This window comes from Asticcacaulis solisilvae (genome assembly GCF_017875235.1).
GTDB lineage: Bacteria > Pseudomonadota > Alphaproteobacteria > Caulobacterales > Caulobacteraceae > Asticcacaulis > Asticcacaulis solisilvae_A.
The window spans coordinates 1-15,083 of sequence record NZ_JAGGMI010000002.1; the positions used below are offsets into that span (position 1 = coordinate 1).

At 61.8% G+C, this 15,083-nt stretch carries 16 protein-coding genes; 9 read left to right on the top strand and 7 right to left on the bottom strand.

Annotation, left to right across the window (positions count from 1 at the left end; all coding sequences use genetic code 11):
* The 3 genes from J2X24_RS03100 to J2X24_RS03110 form a co-directional block, all read left to right on the top strand.
* The coding region (locus J2X24_RS03100) for an EF-Tu C-terminal domain-related protein (protein ID WP_483415014.1) at positions 1-312 on the top strand (312 nt) is incomplete at its 5' end.
* Positions 313-751: 439 nt separating this feature from the next.
* Positions 752-1,477 carry an ankyrin repeat domain-containing protein gene (locus tag J2X24_RS03105; protein ID WP_209716527.1) on the top strand — a complete coding sequence of 242 codons (726 nt, stop codon included), beginning with the start codon at positions 752-754 and terminating at the stop codon, positions 1,475-1,477.
* A 154-nt stretch (positions 1,478-1,631) separates the two neighbouring features.
* Positions 1,632-3,929 carry a hybrid sensor histidine kinase/response regulator gene (locus J2X24_RS03110; protein WP_209716530.1) on the top strand — a complete coding sequence of 766 codons (2,298 nt, stop codon included), beginning with the start codon at positions 1,632-1,634 and terminating at the stop codon, positions 3,927-3,929.
* A 139-nt stretch (positions 3,930-4,068) separates the two neighbouring features.
* On the opposite strand, the gene J2X24_RS03115 is transcribed toward J2X24_RS03110, so the two are convergent.
* The 4 genes from J2X24_RS03115 to J2X24_RS03130 all read right to left on the bottom strand — a co-directional run bounded on the left by J2X24_RS03115 (position 4,069) and on the right by J2X24_RS03130 (position 7,675).
* The gene (locus tag J2X24_RS03115; protein WP_209716533.1) at positions 4,069-4,287 is read right to left on the bottom strand and encodes a hypothetical protein; all 219 of its coding nucleotides are present in this window, start codon (positions 4,285-4,287) and stop codon (positions 4,069-4,071) included.
* 4 nt (positions 4,288-4,291) lie between these two features.
* The gene (locus tag J2X24_RS22900; protein WP_404977811.1) at positions 4,292-4,405 is read right to left on the bottom strand and encodes a DUF559 domain-containing protein; all 114 of its coding nucleotides are present in this window, start codon (positions 4,403-4,405) and stop codon (positions 4,292-4,294) included.
* Positions 4,406-4,604: 199 nt separating this feature from the next.
* Positions 4,605-6,743: a calcium-binding protein gene (locus J2X24_RS03125; RefSeq protein ID WP_209716539.1), complete on the bottom strand. Its 2,139-nt coding sequence runs from the start codon at positions 6,741-6,743 to the stop codon at positions 4,605-4,607.
* Between the two features lie 359 nt (positions 6,744-7,102).
* Positions 7,103-7,675 (bottom strand): NADPH-dependent FMN reductase, encoded by a 573-nt coding sequence (locus J2X24_RS03130; protein ID WP_209716542.1) that lies wholly within the window; start codon positions 7,673-7,675, stop codon positions 7,103-7,105.
* Between the two features lie 163 nt (positions 7,676-7,838).
* On the opposite strand from J2X24_RS03130, the gene J2X24_RS03135 reads away from it, so the two are divergent.
* Positions 7,839-8,174 carry a winged helix-turn-helix transcriptional regulator gene (locus J2X24_RS03135; RefSeq protein ID WP_209716545.1) on the top strand — a complete coding sequence of 112 codons (336 nt, stop codon included), beginning with the start codon at positions 7,839-7,841 and terminating at the stop codon, positions 8,172-8,174.
* Between the two features lie 108 nt (positions 8,175-8,282).
* On the opposite strand, the gene J2X24_RS03140 is transcribed toward J2X24_RS03135, so the two are convergent.
* The 3 genes from J2X24_RS03140 to J2X24_RS03150 form a co-directional block, all read right to left on the bottom strand.
* Positions 8,283-8,762, bottom strand: a complete 480-nt coding sequence (locus J2X24_RS03140) for an RES family NAD+ phosphorylase (protein WP_209716547.1) — start codon at positions 8,760-8,762, stop codon at positions 8,283-8,285.
* On the bottom strand, positions 8,759-9,271 hold the full coding sequence (parS, locus tag J2X24_RS03145) for a type II RES/Xre toxin-antitoxin system antitoxin (RefSeq protein WP_209716550.1): 513 nt from the start codon (positions 9,269-9,271) through the stop codon (positions 8,759-8,761). Before parS ends, J2X24_RS03140 begins: the two co-directional genes overlap by 4 nt.
* Positions 9,272-9,547: 276 nt before the next feature.
* The gene (locus tag J2X24_RS03150) at positions 9,548-10,264 is read right to left on the bottom strand and encodes a DUF6445 family protein (protein WP_209716553.1); all 717 of its coding nucleotides are present in this window, start codon (positions 10,262-10,264) and stop codon (positions 9,548-9,550) included.
* Positions 10,265-10,369: 105 nt separating this feature from the next.
* Between J2X24_RS03150 and J2X24_RS03155 the strand changes: the two genes are divergently transcribed.
* From J2X24_RS03155 to ku, 5 genes are all read left to right on the top strand, one after another.
* A complete protein-coding gene (locus tag J2X24_RS03155; protein WP_209716556.1) occupies positions 10,370-11,467 on the top strand; it encodes an acyltransferase family protein in 1,098 nt (365 codons plus the stop codon).
* Between the two features lie 234 nt (positions 11,468-11,701).
* On the top strand, positions 11,702-12,313 hold the full coding sequence (locus tag J2X24_RS03160; RefSeq protein WP_209716559.1) for a poly-gamma-glutamate hydrolase family protein: 612 nt from the start codon (positions 11,702-11,704) through the stop codon (positions 12,311-12,313).
* Positions 12,314-12,538: 225 nt separating this feature from the next.
* A complete protein-coding gene (locus tag J2X24_RS03165; RefSeq protein ID WP_209716562.1) occupies positions 12,539-13,150 on the top strand; it encodes a poly-gamma-glutamate hydrolase family protein in 612 nt (203 codons plus the stop codon).
* 59 nt (positions 13,151-13,209) lie between these two features.
* Entirely contained in the window at positions 13,210-13,983 is a 774-nt protein-coding gene (locus J2X24_RS03170; protein WP_209716565.1) for a hypothetical protein, read from the top strand.
* Between the two features lie 208 nt (positions 13,984-14,191).
* Positions 14,192-15,022 carry a non-homologous end joining protein Ku gene (gene ku, locus J2X24_RS03175; RefSeq protein WP_209716568.1) on the top strand — a complete coding sequence of 277 codons (831 nt, stop codon included), beginning with the start codon at positions 14,192-14,194 and terminating at the stop codon, positions 15,020-15,022.
* Positions 15,023-15,083: the final 61 nt, after the last annotated feature.

Genomic DNA, 15,083 nt, shown 5'->3' on the forward strand with positions numbered 1-15,083 from the left:
GTTCTGTGCAAGCCGGGTTCGATCACCCCGCACACCAAGTTCATCGCTGAAGCCTACATCCTGACGAAGGAAGAAGGCGGCCGTCACACCCCGTTCTTCACCAACTACCGTCCGCAGTTCTACTTCCGTACGACCGACGTGACGGGCATCGTGAAGCTGAAGGAAGGCGTGGAAATGATCATGCCGGGCGACAACGCCGAGCTGAACGTCGAGCTGATCACGCCGATCGCCATGGAAGAGAAGCTGCGCTTCGCTATCCGTGAAGGCGGCCGTACCGTCGGCGCCGGCGTCGTCTCGAAGATCATCGAGTAACCAGGGTCCGAGGGACCCTGGACCCGGACTCGCGACTGAGCTCATCAGAGCTCAAGCGGTGAGGGGACAGCCACAATAACAGAACCCCTCCGGTGCGAACCGGAGGGGTTTTTGTTTTGGCGCACCCTCTCTCCCTGTGCCGAAGGCATGGGAAAGGGTACGTCTCAGGTGATCCATTCACGCTCGAATGTCATTTATAAACGCTGAGAAGGGCACGACTTTTTGGTTCGCCTGTCGCCAACCGCCCATATCTAAACCGTAAGCCCGGAGCCCCTACCACTCCGACCAACATTTCCAGTCATCCATGACACCGGTGTCTTGCAATCATTCAGCAATCGTGACAGGCTCTGGCCAAATAACATAACGTCGGGGAAACGCTCATGCCTGCCTTACTGACGGCCGTCCGCGCCACCACACCACGTGTGTTGGACATTCAGACATGAGCGCGCTCATCGATGCTTTTGAGACGCACGACGTCGCCGCCATCCGTAAGGCGCTGACGGACGGAACCGACCCCAACGCGCCCATCGGTGGCAAGACGCCCTTTGTGTGGCTCTATGAAATGTACACCCGCTCACCGCATTTCGCCGAAGCCTTGCGAGTCCTCATCGACGCGGGCGCGCAAAGCCCCGACCCGTTGCTGACACCGCTGCTGCTCGACGACGCCGAAGCCCTTATCGGCAACCTGCGCCAGATCCTGGAGCACCGCTTCTATCTCGACTGCGCCTACACCTCGCTCAAAGGCGTCAGCGCGCTCCACGTCTGCGCCGAATACAACTCCATCAACTGCGCGCGGCTGCTGCTGGGCGCCGGCGCCAATGTCGACGACCTGGCCGACCTGCAGGACGACGGCACGGGCGGTCATTCGCCCATCTTCCACACCGTCAACAGCAATGGCGACCATTGCCGGCCGATGCTGGAACTGCTGGTTGACGAGGGCGCCAGCCTCGACATCTGCGTCGAGGCCCTGTCATGGGGGCGCGGATTTGACTGGGACACGACCCTGTTCGACGCCACGCCGCTATCCTATGCGCAATCAGGCCTGTTGCCCCAATTCCACCGCAGGCCCGAACAGATCTACGACATCATCAGCTACCTCTACCGCCGCAAGCACGGCACGATCGCGCCCATACGCAACGTGCCGAACAAGTATCTGAAGGGGTAGGCGGCGGCGCATACAACGCGGCGCTTATTGCTTTCTTATAAGCTTGACGCTTCATTGGATGGCGCTAGAGTCGGCCAATTATAAAAATGTCCGCGAATTCAGGGCATTCACGGGGCGTAGAGTAAAAATGGCGTCAGAAACTGATTCGCGTTTGATGCCACCCGATAACGATCTCCGCTTCCGCACCCTGTTCGAACAGGCGCCGTTCAGCGTCCAGCTCCTTGCCGCCGATGGCCGGACACTGGCCGTCAACCACGCCTGGGAAGCCATGTGGGACTCTGAAGGCGAACACCGCATGAAGACGCTGGTGCTCGACGGCTACAATGTCCTGATGGACCCCCAGCTGGAGACCAAGGGCATTACCCCGTACCTGCGCCGCGCCTTTGCCGGCGAGGCGGTGCAGATCCCGGCCATCTGCTACGATCCCGGCGATGTCGGCCTGCCTGGACGGCCGCGCTGGGTGAAGGCCTCGGCCCATCCCATTCGCGACGAAGCGGGCGCCGTCTGCGAAGTCATGCTGATCCACGAGGACGTCACCGCCCAGGTCGAATCCGAAGAGGCGTTGCGCTACGGCGAAGAGCGGCTGCGCCAGCTGGCCGACAGCATCCCTCAGCCAGCCTGGATGTCCGAAGCCGACGGCCGCGTCATATGGTACAACGGCCAATGGTACGACTACACCGGAATCGACCCCGACAGCGAGGACGGCTACAGCTGGCGCCGCGCCGCCCATCCCGATGAAATGAAGTGGATGCAGGACGTCCGCAACCGTTCAGTCGCCACAGGTGAGCGCGTTCACATCACCGCAAATCTGAAGGGCTGGGACGACGTCTACCGGCCGTTTCTCATCCTGATCGCGCCTTTGAAGGACGCGCAGGGGCAGATCCGTCACTGGTTCGGCACCGCCACCGACATTTCCGCCGTCCACGCCGCCCAGAAGGATTTGCGCGTCGCCGAGGAGCGGCTGCGGCTGGCGACCGAAGCCGGTGACATCGGCATCTGGGAGTGGGATACGGCGTCGGGCAGGATCATCTGGTCAGACCGCATTTACGACATCCATGGCGTCGATCGCGCGACCTTCGTGCTCAATGTCGAAAACTACACGGCCCTGATCCATCCCGAAGACCTGCCCGTCCTCTGGGGCCAAGTTGAGACCGCTTTGGCCGACAACAGCGGCTTTTCGCTCGAATTCCGCGCCGTGCTGCCGGACGGCGGCGTGCGCTGGCTGGCGACCTGGGCCAGGGTTGAACGCGTCGGCCTCGATGGCAGCCAGCGCCTAATCGGCGCGGTGCTCAATATCGACGCGCACAAGATCGCCGAACAGGCCCTGCGCGACGGCAGCCGCCGCAAGGACGAATTCCTGGCCATGCTGGCTCACGAGCTGCGCAACCCTCTGGCGCCCATCGCCATGTCGGCCGATCTCCTGCGCCTGCCCCGGTTCGATGAGGCGCGCGTGCGCCAGACCGCCGAGGTCATTTCGCGCCAGGTCGCGCACATGACCGAGCTGATCGACGACCTGATGGATGTGTCGCGGGTGACGCGCGGACTGGTCCAGCTCGACCGCGGCCTCCACGACCTCAAGGCGCTGGCCATGACTGCCGTCGAGCAGGTCCGCCCCTTGATCGAGACGCGCAACCATGTCCTGAAGACGCATATGGAGGCCGGTCCCGTCCACGTCGACGGCGACCGGACGCGGCTGGTGCAAATACTGTCGAACCTGCTGAACAATGCCGCCAAATACACCCCGCCGGGTGGCGAGATCGGCCTGGACGTGGCGGTCCGCGGCCGCAAGGCCGTTGTTACGGTCAGCGATTCCGGCGAGGGCATCGCTGCCGACCTGCTGCCTTTCGTCTTCGACCTGTTCACGCAGGGTCCGCGTACGCTCGATCGTTCTCAAGGCGGCTTAGGCATAGGCCTGGCGCTCGTCAAAAGCCTGGTCGAGATGCACGATGGTACGGTCGAGGCCAAAAGCGACGGGCCAGGGCAGGGGACGACCTTCACGGTGGTCCTGCCGCTCGACCTGACGGCCCAGATGCCGGCGGCCGTCACCCCGTCCGGCGCGACGGCCGCTTCGGCGCGGCGGCTGGTCGTGGTGGACGACAATATCGATGCGGCGCGCTCCCTGGCCATGCTTTTGGAGGCCAATGGCCATACGGTGGCGGTCTTCGATCATGCGCGGGCGGTCCTCGAAGCCGTGGAAAAATTGCGGCCGGACGTCTTTATCCTTGATATCGGCCTGCCGGACATGACGGGCTATGACCTGGCGCGGCGTTTGCGGGCGATGCCGGAATTCGAAACGGCCACGGTGATCGCGCTGACCGGCTATGGCCAGGCCAGCGATCGCGAGGAATCCACGGCGGCGGGCTTCGACCACCACCTGGTCAAACCCGCCGACCCACGAAAGCTGGAGGCGATATTGGCCGGGATCGGCGGAGAGGAGGAGGCCTCGTTATAGGTCTTCGCCATACCCACGCGGCGCTTACCCATGAATGGGGAGGGCGAAACATGTACAAAGGTAGTGTATTATTCGTCAGAGCTGGGCCGATACAGCGTGTTAATAGAAAGCATCTGTATCTGCATTTCGCCCTCCCCATTTATGGGGAGGGGGGACCGTCGCTTGCGACGGTGGGCGGGGCCTCTTGCAGGGCTTGCCACCGCTCAATAACCAGATTGATTACACCACCAGCAGTTTCATCCACGTCAGCAAGCAAATCGACTGCGTTGATCCGCTGGATGTAGATACCCTGCTCCATAAACCACTGATCGCGTTTTTCGTCATGCGCGCTGACAATCGCGAGTGTGAATTTCACCATCGACCTAAATACACAGCTTTGCTTTCGGGCAGTAAAAGTCCAAGACATAGGTGCCTATCGGATGCTGGTTGCGGAAAACCAGTTCGCTGGTTCGCTCTTTAACCGCAGCCATAACCATAGCTCTGGCTTCGTCAGTTGTTTACGCAACCGCCGGGCCTTTTTACTTATTGCGCCCTGCCTCAGAGTGCGTCTCATCTTTCAATGGCCCCGCCCACCATCTGCTCCGCAGATGGTCCCCCCTCCCCACAAATGGGGAGGGCGAAGTTATCTTTGGCAATCACGCCGTCTACTCAAAATAACTGCATCAAGGCGATGCCTCACCCGCCGAAGATGAACTGGTCCATGTCGATCGCCTTCACGCCCTTCAGCAGGATGCTGTCGCCAAGGCTGCCGTTGTCGCCGTAGCGGATCAGCAGGCCCTCGGCCGTACCCTGGATCCTGATGTCCGCCCGCGTCAGGTCCGCCGCCGAAAAGTCGATGACATCGTCCGCGCGGAAGTCGGCGATCACGTCCTTGCCGTCGCCGGGCGCGAAGATGAAGCGGTCGCCCCCGTCGCCGCCGGCCAGGGCGTCATTGCCGCGCCCGCCGATCAGCGCGTCGCGGCCGCCGTCACCCATCAGGTTGTCCGCGCCGTTTTCGCCGAAAAGCGTGTCGTTGTCCTGGCGGCCATAGAGGGTGTCATTGCCTTCGCCGCCATAGAGCCTGTCATGGCCGGCCATGCCATAGATCCTGTCGTTTCCACCGGCGCCTTCCAGCGTGTCCCGGGCCATGCCGCCGGACACGGTATTGTCGCGCCCGTTGCCAACGCCGCGGAAGGTCTCGTCACCCGTAAAGGTCAGGTCATTCATCCCGCCGGTGAGAATATAGGTCGTCTTGTTGGTCTCGATGCCCGCGCCGACGACCTTTTCATAGCGGCCCGTGGCGGGAGCGGGCTCGGGCGCCACCGCCGCGATGATCTGATCCTTGGTCAGGCTGGTGACGTTTTTGACGGTGATGGTGTCGCCGCTGGCGAAGCTTATGACCGTGTCCTTGCCGACCACCTTGAGCGTCAGGTCGGCGAAACTGACCTTCATCTTGCTGAGGTCGATCCTGTCCGTATTGCCGGCCGTCCGGCTGAAATCGACGATGATGTCGCGGCCGAAACCGCTGGCTTCGAACGCGAAGACATCGTCGCCCGCCCCGCCGGTCAGGCTGTCATTGCCCCTGCCGCCCAAGAGCTTATCCTTGCCCCCTTTGCCGCTGATGACGTCGTTTCCGGCGGTGCCGCTCAGCACGTCGTCGCGCTCGCTGCCGTTGACGGCTGAGGGCAGGGCCACGATCGCCTTGACGGCGCCGGTCAGCTTCGCGGTCAGGGATTTTGCAATGTCGTCGGCTTTCAACTGGTCGGTCACGACATTTGAGATAGTCAGGCCGGCGCGGTTGTTCTTCAGGTCGAACAGGAAGGCGTCGCCGCCGGCATCGGTGAATTTCGAATCCCTGATCGTCGCCCTGGCATCGGCGGCCAGCCAGACATTGGACGGATTGACCGAGTCGCCGCCATGGTAGCGGGGATCGATGCCCGTGACGTTTTCCAGTACGGTATCGTCGGCCCACAGGCGGAAATTGCGCGTATTGCCTTCGGCGACGGCATTGACCAGCGTGGTCTTTGACGACTTCAGGTCATAGCCGGCGTCGGTGTTGTTGTAGGCGTAGGTATTGATGAAGGCGACGTCGTAGACATTTTCCTCGGTCGCGAAACCGTCGCCATTCCAGTAATCGTTCACCGTATCGCGGACATTGCCCATGCGGGCGTCCTTGATGACGACCGCATGCACCGTGCCTTCCAGTTGCACGCCGGTGGCGAAGTTCGCCCCGTCGATCTGGCGGCTGTCGCCCGACACGTCCTCGATCAGGACGTTGTTGGTATCATAGCGCAGGGATACGACCGCCTTGGCGAAGCCCGTCACATCGACATCGCGGATGATCAGGCCCGACACGGTCGCGTCACCCCCGTCCGTCTCCAGATTGTAGACGAAGCGGTTGATATTGTCGGCGGTCATGTGCGCCAGCGAGATATCGCTGATCCTGCCGGCCAGCCGGAAGGCGGTGTTGACGTCCTCGAATGCCATGTTTTCGAACCTGAGATGGCTGGCGCCGTCCAGCAGGCGAAAGACCTCTTCGCCCGCTTCGGCCTTTGGCGAATAACGGTCGGCGCGGTTGCTGACAAAGGTCGCCGCCATGTCGGCGCCGGAGGACGACACACCTTTGATGGTGATGTCGGCTGACGCGCTGCCGCCGTGCGACAGGTTGATCGCCTTGGTGATGTTGTAATCGCCCTTGTCGGCGATGAGCAGGATGCGGTCGCCCGGCCTGGCCTTGTCGATCAGCAGGTCGAGCTGGTTCAGCGTCGCGGCATTCTTGAGCCCCGCGCCAGTCTTCAGGCCGCTGCCGGCCGGTGAAATATAATAGTCAACCATGTCTTTTCGCCCCCCGGCGACAGTCCTGCATGGCACGCAAAAACGACCAACAGCAATGCAGGTGCTGTATCTAAAGTTGCAAATGGAATGCGGTTTAAATTGACGGGCGAAATGGAGAGGCGCCCGAACAATAGGGGTAGGCTATACTTGGTAACAAATTAGGGCCAGAATTTGGCCGCAACCCGCATTACTGGATTTCTCCTCAGTTATGAAAAACCGCTGGCGAAACTCATCCGGATTCACCGGGCGAGATGTATTACGGTTAACGCGTATTAATTAAGAAACACTTTCGCCAGAGGAGCGAGCATTCCATATGCCGGGATGCGGCGGGAGGTGCGTGTATGCCTCCCACCCGCCGGTCAGGGCCGTGCGACCTTAAGCGCGCGCGTCCACCAGTTCAGGTCGTCGAACATGGTGTTCGCGGCCTGCGCCAGGTGCGGATAGTCGTCAAAGCTTTTGCCTTCGCGCCAGATGCCCAGGAATTCCGGCATGTTCATGTGCACCGCCGCCTTGACCGGCGCCATCTGCAGCTCGACACAGACCAGGCGCAGCTGCTCGATGGCCCGCGCCGCGCCGACGCCGCCGTAACCGGCAAAGGCGACGGCCTTGCGGTTGAATTCCCTGTAGGCATAGTCGAGCGCGTTCTTCAGCACGCCTGACATCGAATGATTGTATTCGGCGGCGATGATGACGAAGCCGTCATAGCGCTCAAGCGTCTGCGCCCAGCGCTGCGCCACCGGATCGGCCGGCGGGACGAACATCGGCGAGGCGGGCTCATCGAAGAAGGGCAGCGGGAAATCGCGCAGGTCCAGCAGGTCATAGTCGGCGTCGTCGCGCTGGCCGGCCATCTCCATCAGCCATCGCGCCGGCTGGTCGGCGAAGCGGCCCTGGCGGGTCGTGCCAATGAGGATGGCGATTCTGGGTCGGGTCATGACAGTCTCCAAGTAGTATAAAAAGAATACCTGGACTAATTATGTGACCGTGCTAAACCCCGCAAGAAGGCACAATTTCCATACCTGAGCACAACGGTTTCCCTTGGATACATCCGCTTTACCATCGCCGCATCATCCCCATAACCCGCTATCGGAGGCCTGCGTGCCGGCCAAGGCGGTGCTGTCGCGCGTCGGCGACAAGTGGAGCGTGCTGATCGTCATCGCGCTGCGCGGCGGGCCATTGCGCTTCAACGAGATCAAGCGCGCCTGCGGCACGATCTCGCAACGCATGCTGACCCTGTCGCTGCGCGGCATGGAGCGCGATGGTTTTGTCTCGCGGAAGGTGACGCCGACCAATCCGCCGCGCGTCGATTATGAGCTGACGCCGCTCGGCCATTCGCTACGCGGGCCGGTCGAGGCCCTGGGCCAGTGGGCCTATCAGAACCACGCCGCCATCCTGGCCGCCCAGGCCGCCTTCGATGCGCGCGCCCCGGAATAGCTAGAGCGATATGGCGAAAAGTGTGAAGCGGTTTTCGCCATAAATATCGCGACAAAGCAAAAACTTAGATCGGGATGATTGCTTCCATCTAAAATCGTTCCGATCTAGCTAACGCCCCATGCGCGGATCATAGAGCCATTTGCGGATCTTCGTTGCCCTTATCCCCGCTGCGTCGGCGTGCAGCGGATTGAGCAGGATATTGCATTCATCCAGCGTGATCAGCGACGGCACGCGCAGACAGGCCGATAGACCACTTGCGGCCCAATCGCTGCCGAACCGGATGCTGGCGCGGCCGGCGGGCAGGGCGTCCCAGCCGACCGGCGCGTCTTTGAGCGTCACCACTTCAGCCGCCGCCCAGACCGCATCCGGAATGTCGATCCGCACCAGGTAGCGGTTGAACGGCAAGGGATTGGCCGCCAGGTGCACGAAGGTCTCAAGGCAGGCCAGGGCGATGTTTTCCGAAGCATAGACCATGTGCGTTCCCGCCCGGTTCCAGCGTCCGCCGGTGGTCCAGGCGCCTGCGCCGGAGAGGTCGTCGGCTTCGTAGTCAGGCGTGTCGGTCGCGATGCGCCAGACGGAAACCGTCACGCGTAGGCCCCGCTCTGCATCCGCGCCAGGAGGGCCGCGACCATGCCTTGGCCTTCCATGGTGTCCATGTAGTCGACCGGCCGCCCGCCGCCCAATGCCGCGACGGGGGTCTGCAGCCAGCCGGCGACCCATTTGGCCGCGTCGAAGCCTTGGGGCGCGCCGGATTGCTCGACCATGGTCTGGACCTGGCCGATCAGCTTGGACATGCCGACGATGCGTTCGCTGTCCTCGGCCGACAGGGCCTCGCCCTTGCTCACCTTGCGGTTCAGCGTGGCGGTCGACAGGTTGAGGCTTTTCAGGACCGCGCCTTGCGAGACATCGAGCTTTTCGAGCAGCTTCTTGGCGTCGGTGGCGGGCACTCCGGCGCGGATCATCGCCACCCGGTCGGATGGATCGGACTGATAGACCCCGGCGAAATCGACCAGGGATATAGTCCATGTCTTCTTGATGCCGGGCGCTTTACGTGGGCGGGTGACCCTGACGGCAGCTTGCGATGCGTTTGTGCTCATGTGAGCAAATATATCGCTCATTTGAGAGACGTGCAAGCTATTGAATGCGCCCTTTGCAGACTATGCATGCCCCGGCCACCACTCGCTCCGCTCGCGGTCCCTGCGCCTGCAAGGGCAATACCCTCGCTGCGCTTACCCATAAATGGGGAGGGTGTAGAAAATTACGCCAACTCGCTATTTAAACTGGTGGAATGTCTCCTCTTTCGCCCTCTCCATTTATGGGGAGGGGGGACCGCCGAAGGCAGTGGGCGGGGCTTGCGGTGCTTGCCCCGCGCGCTAACCTTTCGGGCTGAAAAAACTGTTGGCTGTCAAGCGCCCGGTCCTCGGATCGTCGCTTAAGGCGGTGCCATCAAACAAAGCACAATGAAGGACATTGCTGCGATAGATCACCAATCGGTTGAAGCGCAACTCCACACTGTCGATCATCTCGTAATTGGGCGTATCCGGTCCGGCGAAGCCCGTCAGCCGCTCACCGTCCCGGTCGATCTCCTGTGCCACCGCCTGCATATAGCCGTCGCGGCGGCGGTTATCGATCGACTCGTACCCGCTCAGCCGATGCCGGAAGAAGGCCGTGCCGCCCGGCTGGTTCCTGCACAGATAATGGACCATGGCCAGGCTCATCGGATTGGGCTGGTCGAAGTGCGGGATGCGCTGCAACGGTTGAAACCGCTCAAACCCCCAGGTCGCCAGCGCATAAAAGCCATAGGCGATAAGCGCCTGGTCCTGCCGCAAACCGAAGGCGCGTTCGAACGACGGCTTCAGGACCGGCAACAAGGTCCGCAGATATCCCACGGGCAGGTCGGCATTCACGCCCGGATAGAAGGTGCCGTTGGGCGGCGCCCATGACGCATTCACGGCCGCGTCGACCATGGCCTCGGGGTCTTCCAGCACATCGTCGATGATCAGCAGCGGGTTCTGCTCGGCGCCGATGGTGCGCAGCTTTACGCGGGCATCGGGATTCAGCCGGACATCGGCGGCGCTGGTGTTGTTCATGGCCCAAGCTTATCCGATTTGCGCCCTGGCCGACAAAATAAAATTGGTATGCTTGCGCATGAGACCAGTTTGGCGGAGACTTCCAAAAAAAGGGAGGGCTAACCCATGGAACGCGTGCGCTTTACGTCGCTCGATGTCTTTCGCGGCCTGACGATCTGCCTGATGATCGTCGTCAACATGCAGGGGGAGGGCGCATACCCCATCCTCGGCCACGCCGACTGGTTCGGCTTCACGGTGGCGGACATCGTCTTTCCGTCCTTTCTGTTCGCCATGGGCAACGCCCTGGCGTTCGGCAAGAAAGACATGGCGCCGGGCGAATTCTGGCTGAAGACCCTGCGCCGCGTGGCGATCATCTTTGCCCTGGGCTATCTCCTCTACTGGTTCCCCTTCTTCAAGCACACCGACGCCGGCTGGGTCATGAAGCCCATCGAGGACACGCGGATCATGGGCGTCCTCCAACGCCTGGCGCTGTGCTACGGTTTCGCCGCCATCGCCGCGCGCTATCTGGGCGTGCGCGGCCTTATCTTGCTGTCCCTGGTCCTGCTGCTCGGCTACTGGGGCATATTGCTGGCCTCGGCGCCGCCCGAACTGGCCCTTACCAAGACCGGCAATATCGGCAACTATGTCGACCAGCTGATCCTCGGCAAGTCGCACCTCTATCCGTGGGACGAGGGCTTCGAACCCGAGGGCCTCCTCGGCACCATCCCTGCCACCGTCAATGTCATCCTGGGCTACCTGGCGGGGCTCTACATCCGCAAGCACACGCCCGGCCACTTCGTCATGATCCGCTTTATCGGTATGGGCGTGGTGCTGATTCTGGCGGCCCTGGCTTGGGGAACGGTCTTCCCGATCGGCAAGAAGCTGTGGACCTCGAGCTTCGTGCTCTTGACCGTCGGCATCGACCTGATCGTCCTGGCCGGCCTGATCGCCTGGATCGACCAGGCCAAACAGAAATTCGGCGTGACCTTCTTCGAGATATTCGGCAAGAACCCCCTGATCGTCTACCTGTTCGCCGAACTTCTGGCGGTCATATCGTGGCAGTTCGATATCGGCGGCAAGTCAGTGACGGGCTGGCTGTCGGGCAATCTCCAGGCCTATGTTCCCGGCGCGCCCGGCGCACTGCTGTTCGCGGTGCTCTACATGCTCGTCTGCTGGCTGTTCGCGTGGATTCTGCACACCAGAAAGATCGTTATCAAGGTCTGAATGGTTATTGAATCCGATAATTGACAGGACGCGGAGGGGCTCCGCGCCCTGTCTTTTTGTGTCATTCGTGAACACGTAACGCGTTGGCAACAAACCCTTTTTGCCTGCGCCAACTGCCTAACGACACCGTAACCATAACATCAATATCACAACTTTGAGAGGATGGATTCCTTCAAAATTTATTAGGTCATATCCGCTATGGTTGTGCCGGGCAGGGGTAGGAGAGAAGCAAAAATGCTTACAGGGTTAGCATCCCCAAAGTCCACAGAAGGTGTGTCGTTCGGCAACCCCGCCCAGTCCTGGGTCGAAACACGTACAGCCAGCCTGCGCCTGGCGATTTTTGCGCAGCATGGCGGAATGATCGAGCCGGGCACGGATATCTGCGCGGCGCACATCGCCCGGAACGACCTGAGCCTCCACACCATGGTGTCGAGCCGGGCGGTCTGGGCCGTCGAAAAGGAAGGCGGCCGGTTGGTCCCCAGTCCCGTGCACCATCATCCGGACAGCTTGGCCCTGGCCCGGAAATGCCAGACCATCGTCAGTATTCGCGGCCGCCACGCCTGCCACAACCGCACCGGCGCGGTCCGGGTCGACGGACTGGACGGCGCCCTGGTCGCCTCCCTCATGGACGCCCTCGCGGCCGCCGGCTTTGTCGTGCAGGACGCGCCGTCGCACAGCCCGGCGAAACAGCCGGGCGATATCTGCAACCGTGGCCAGCGCATGCGCGGCGTCGAGCTGGACATCAGCCACGAACTGATGTCGCACCTGCTCAACGACGCCGGCAGGATGGCGCGCTTCGCCGCAGCCGTACGGCATGGTTTTGAATCTGTTCTGCCTGAGTGCTGAAATCCGGATTCTTGGTGGTCGCATGCTTGGTCCGAAAAACCGGTTTCCACTTTTCGGAGCATGCTCCAACATAACAAAGTGATCGATTAGAACTTCAACGGGGAGCGGCTGCAGAACGCTTCCCGTTTGCTTGTTTATCACAAGTTTGCGAACGGGGATTCCTTCAAACCTTGTTAGCCATGCCGGCATATAATGGCCTGGCTAGGGGTTTTGGAGACTTTCAAAATGCCAGCGGGGTTCGTGTTAGAAAAGCCGGTCGAGACGGTTGCCTTCAGCAGTCCGGCCCAGTTCGCCGTTTCCACGCGCACGGCCAGCCTCAATGTCGCGCTGTTCGCGCAATATGGCGGACTGGCGGAACCGGGCACTGACATCTGTGCTCTGCGTATCGCGGGCGATGACCTCAGTATCCACACCGTCGTGTCGTGCCGGGCGGTCTGGGAAGCCGAAAATGGCGAGAACCGGCTGGTGCCAAGGCCTTTGCATAACCACCCCGACGGCATCGCCCTGGCGGAAAAATGCCAGAGCGTCATCAGCATCCGGGGCCGGCACGCCTGCCACGACGCCCTGGGCGAGGTCTGCGTCGACGGCCTGGACGCCGAGCTTATCGCCGCGCTTGGCCGGACACTTACCGGCTTCGGGTTCGTGGTGCACGACGAACCCTTGCAAAGCCGCGCCAAGCATCCCGATAATATCTGCAATCGCGGCCTGCGGATGCGCGGCGTCGAGCTGGATATCAGCCACGAACTGATGTCGCACCTGCTGAACGAAGCCGGGACCATGGCGCGCTTTGTCGCCGCGGTGCGGAGCGGCATCGCAAGGGTCCTGCCGGAAGCCTGAAGACTTGCGGCAATACTGGTTTCAGCCTTAAATGGCCCGCCGCACAAAGGGGGGGACGCATGTGGCCATTCAAATCAAAGCCGCTTCTGGACGCTGACACCGCGCACTGGCACGTCAGCAATTTTTGCTGGCTGCTGCGCAATCTGGCGCGGACGCCCATGTTCACCGATACGCGGCTCATCCTGCCGGCGCCGGGCTTTTTCGACACCGGCGGCGCAACCGGTCACGCCCAGGCGGAAGCCATCTTCGATCGGGTCAGGACCTATGCCGGCATGGGCGACTGGCCGGCCGAACTGGTCTCCGACGTCGAAACCTATGAGCGCAACACCGACCTGGTCCAGGCGACCAGCCGCCATACGCCGCTTGGGCTATTCATGGCCGACACCGACAATATGGTCCGTATCGCCTATGCGCCGCGACTGCTCAAAACCCCGGCCAACCTGATCGCCACCCTGGCCCATGAACTGGCGCACTATGTTGTGCATTCGATACATGACACCCTGCCGTGCGGTCCCGCCGAAGAGGAGTTCCTGACCGACCAGACGGCGTGCTTCCTGGGGTTCGGCGTCTTCATGGCCAACAACGTCCTGGCCTTCGAACAGTGGCGCGACGACGGCACGGGCACGCAGGGCTGGAGCACCAGCCGCAGCGGCTACCTGCCCGAAGCCGATCTTGTCTTCAACCTGGCGCTTTTCCTGACGGCGAAGGACCTGCCGGCCGACGACGCGATGAAGTATCTTAAACCCCACCTGGCGGGGCACCTGAAGACGGCCCTGCGTGACGCTGAAACCTATAAAGCCGAACTGGCCGAGGCGATCGCCACGGCGTTCTGACGGTTCGGCAGAAAAGAGATATAACCGCGAACCTCACGAACAGTCCAATTTCTGACGCAGCGTTCGTGTTTGTTCGTGAGGTTCGTGGTTATTCTTATCCCGCGCAGCCGGCCATTTACCAAACCCGCCGGCCATCCCCGACTGAAAACTTACGGCCTTTCCGGTTAGGCTCCTCCCGTTTTCAGCCCTCGAAGAATGCGAGGATACCATGGCATTACGCCCCTATTGGAGCGGCACCATCCGCGTGTCGCTGGTCTCACTGTCGGTGGACATGTTCACGGCGCTCGATTCCGGCCGCAAGATCGCCTTCCACCAGATCCACAAACCGTCGGGCGAGCGCGTCCGTCAGCAACTCGTCGCCGGCGGCGAGGTCGTCGAACGCGACGATATCGTCAAGGGCTACGAGGTCGAAAAAGGCGAATACGTCCTGTTCGAACCCGAAGAGATCAGCGACCTGAAAATCCCTTCCAGCAAGGCGATGGAGCTCAGCCGCTTCGTATCCTACGCGGACGTCGACGCTATCTGGTTCGACACGCCCTATTACCTGGCGCCGTCGGGCAAGGCGGATCTCGCTACCTTCTCGATCATCCGCGATGCGATGCGCGAACTGAAGGTCATGGGCCTGGGCCAGATCGTCATCAGCGGCCGCGAACGCCTGTGCGCCGTCAAGCCGTGCGGCCAGGGCCTGCTGCTGGAAACGCTGCACTATCCCGACGAAATCAAACGGTCCGGTCACTTTTTCGGCGACATCAAGGCCGTCACCGCCGACGCCGAGGAGGCGGACCTGGCGAAGGAGCTGATCAAGCGCAAGGTCGGCGCGTTCGAACCGGACGCCTTTACCGACCACTATACCGAGGCGCTGCAGGAGCTGGTCGACGCCCGCATCGAAAACCGCGCTCCGGTGGTCGAAAAGGACAAGCCGGCGCCCAAGGTGGTCAACCTGATGGACGCCCTGCGCAAGAGCTTGGCCGAGGGCAAGCCCGCCGCCAATGACGCCAAGCCGTCGCCCGCGAAGAAGCGAGCCAAGAAGGCGGGGTGAGGGCGCTCCTAGGTGTGGTAGGGCACTTAACTCGCCCCACAGGTTGCAGACGTATGCGTAC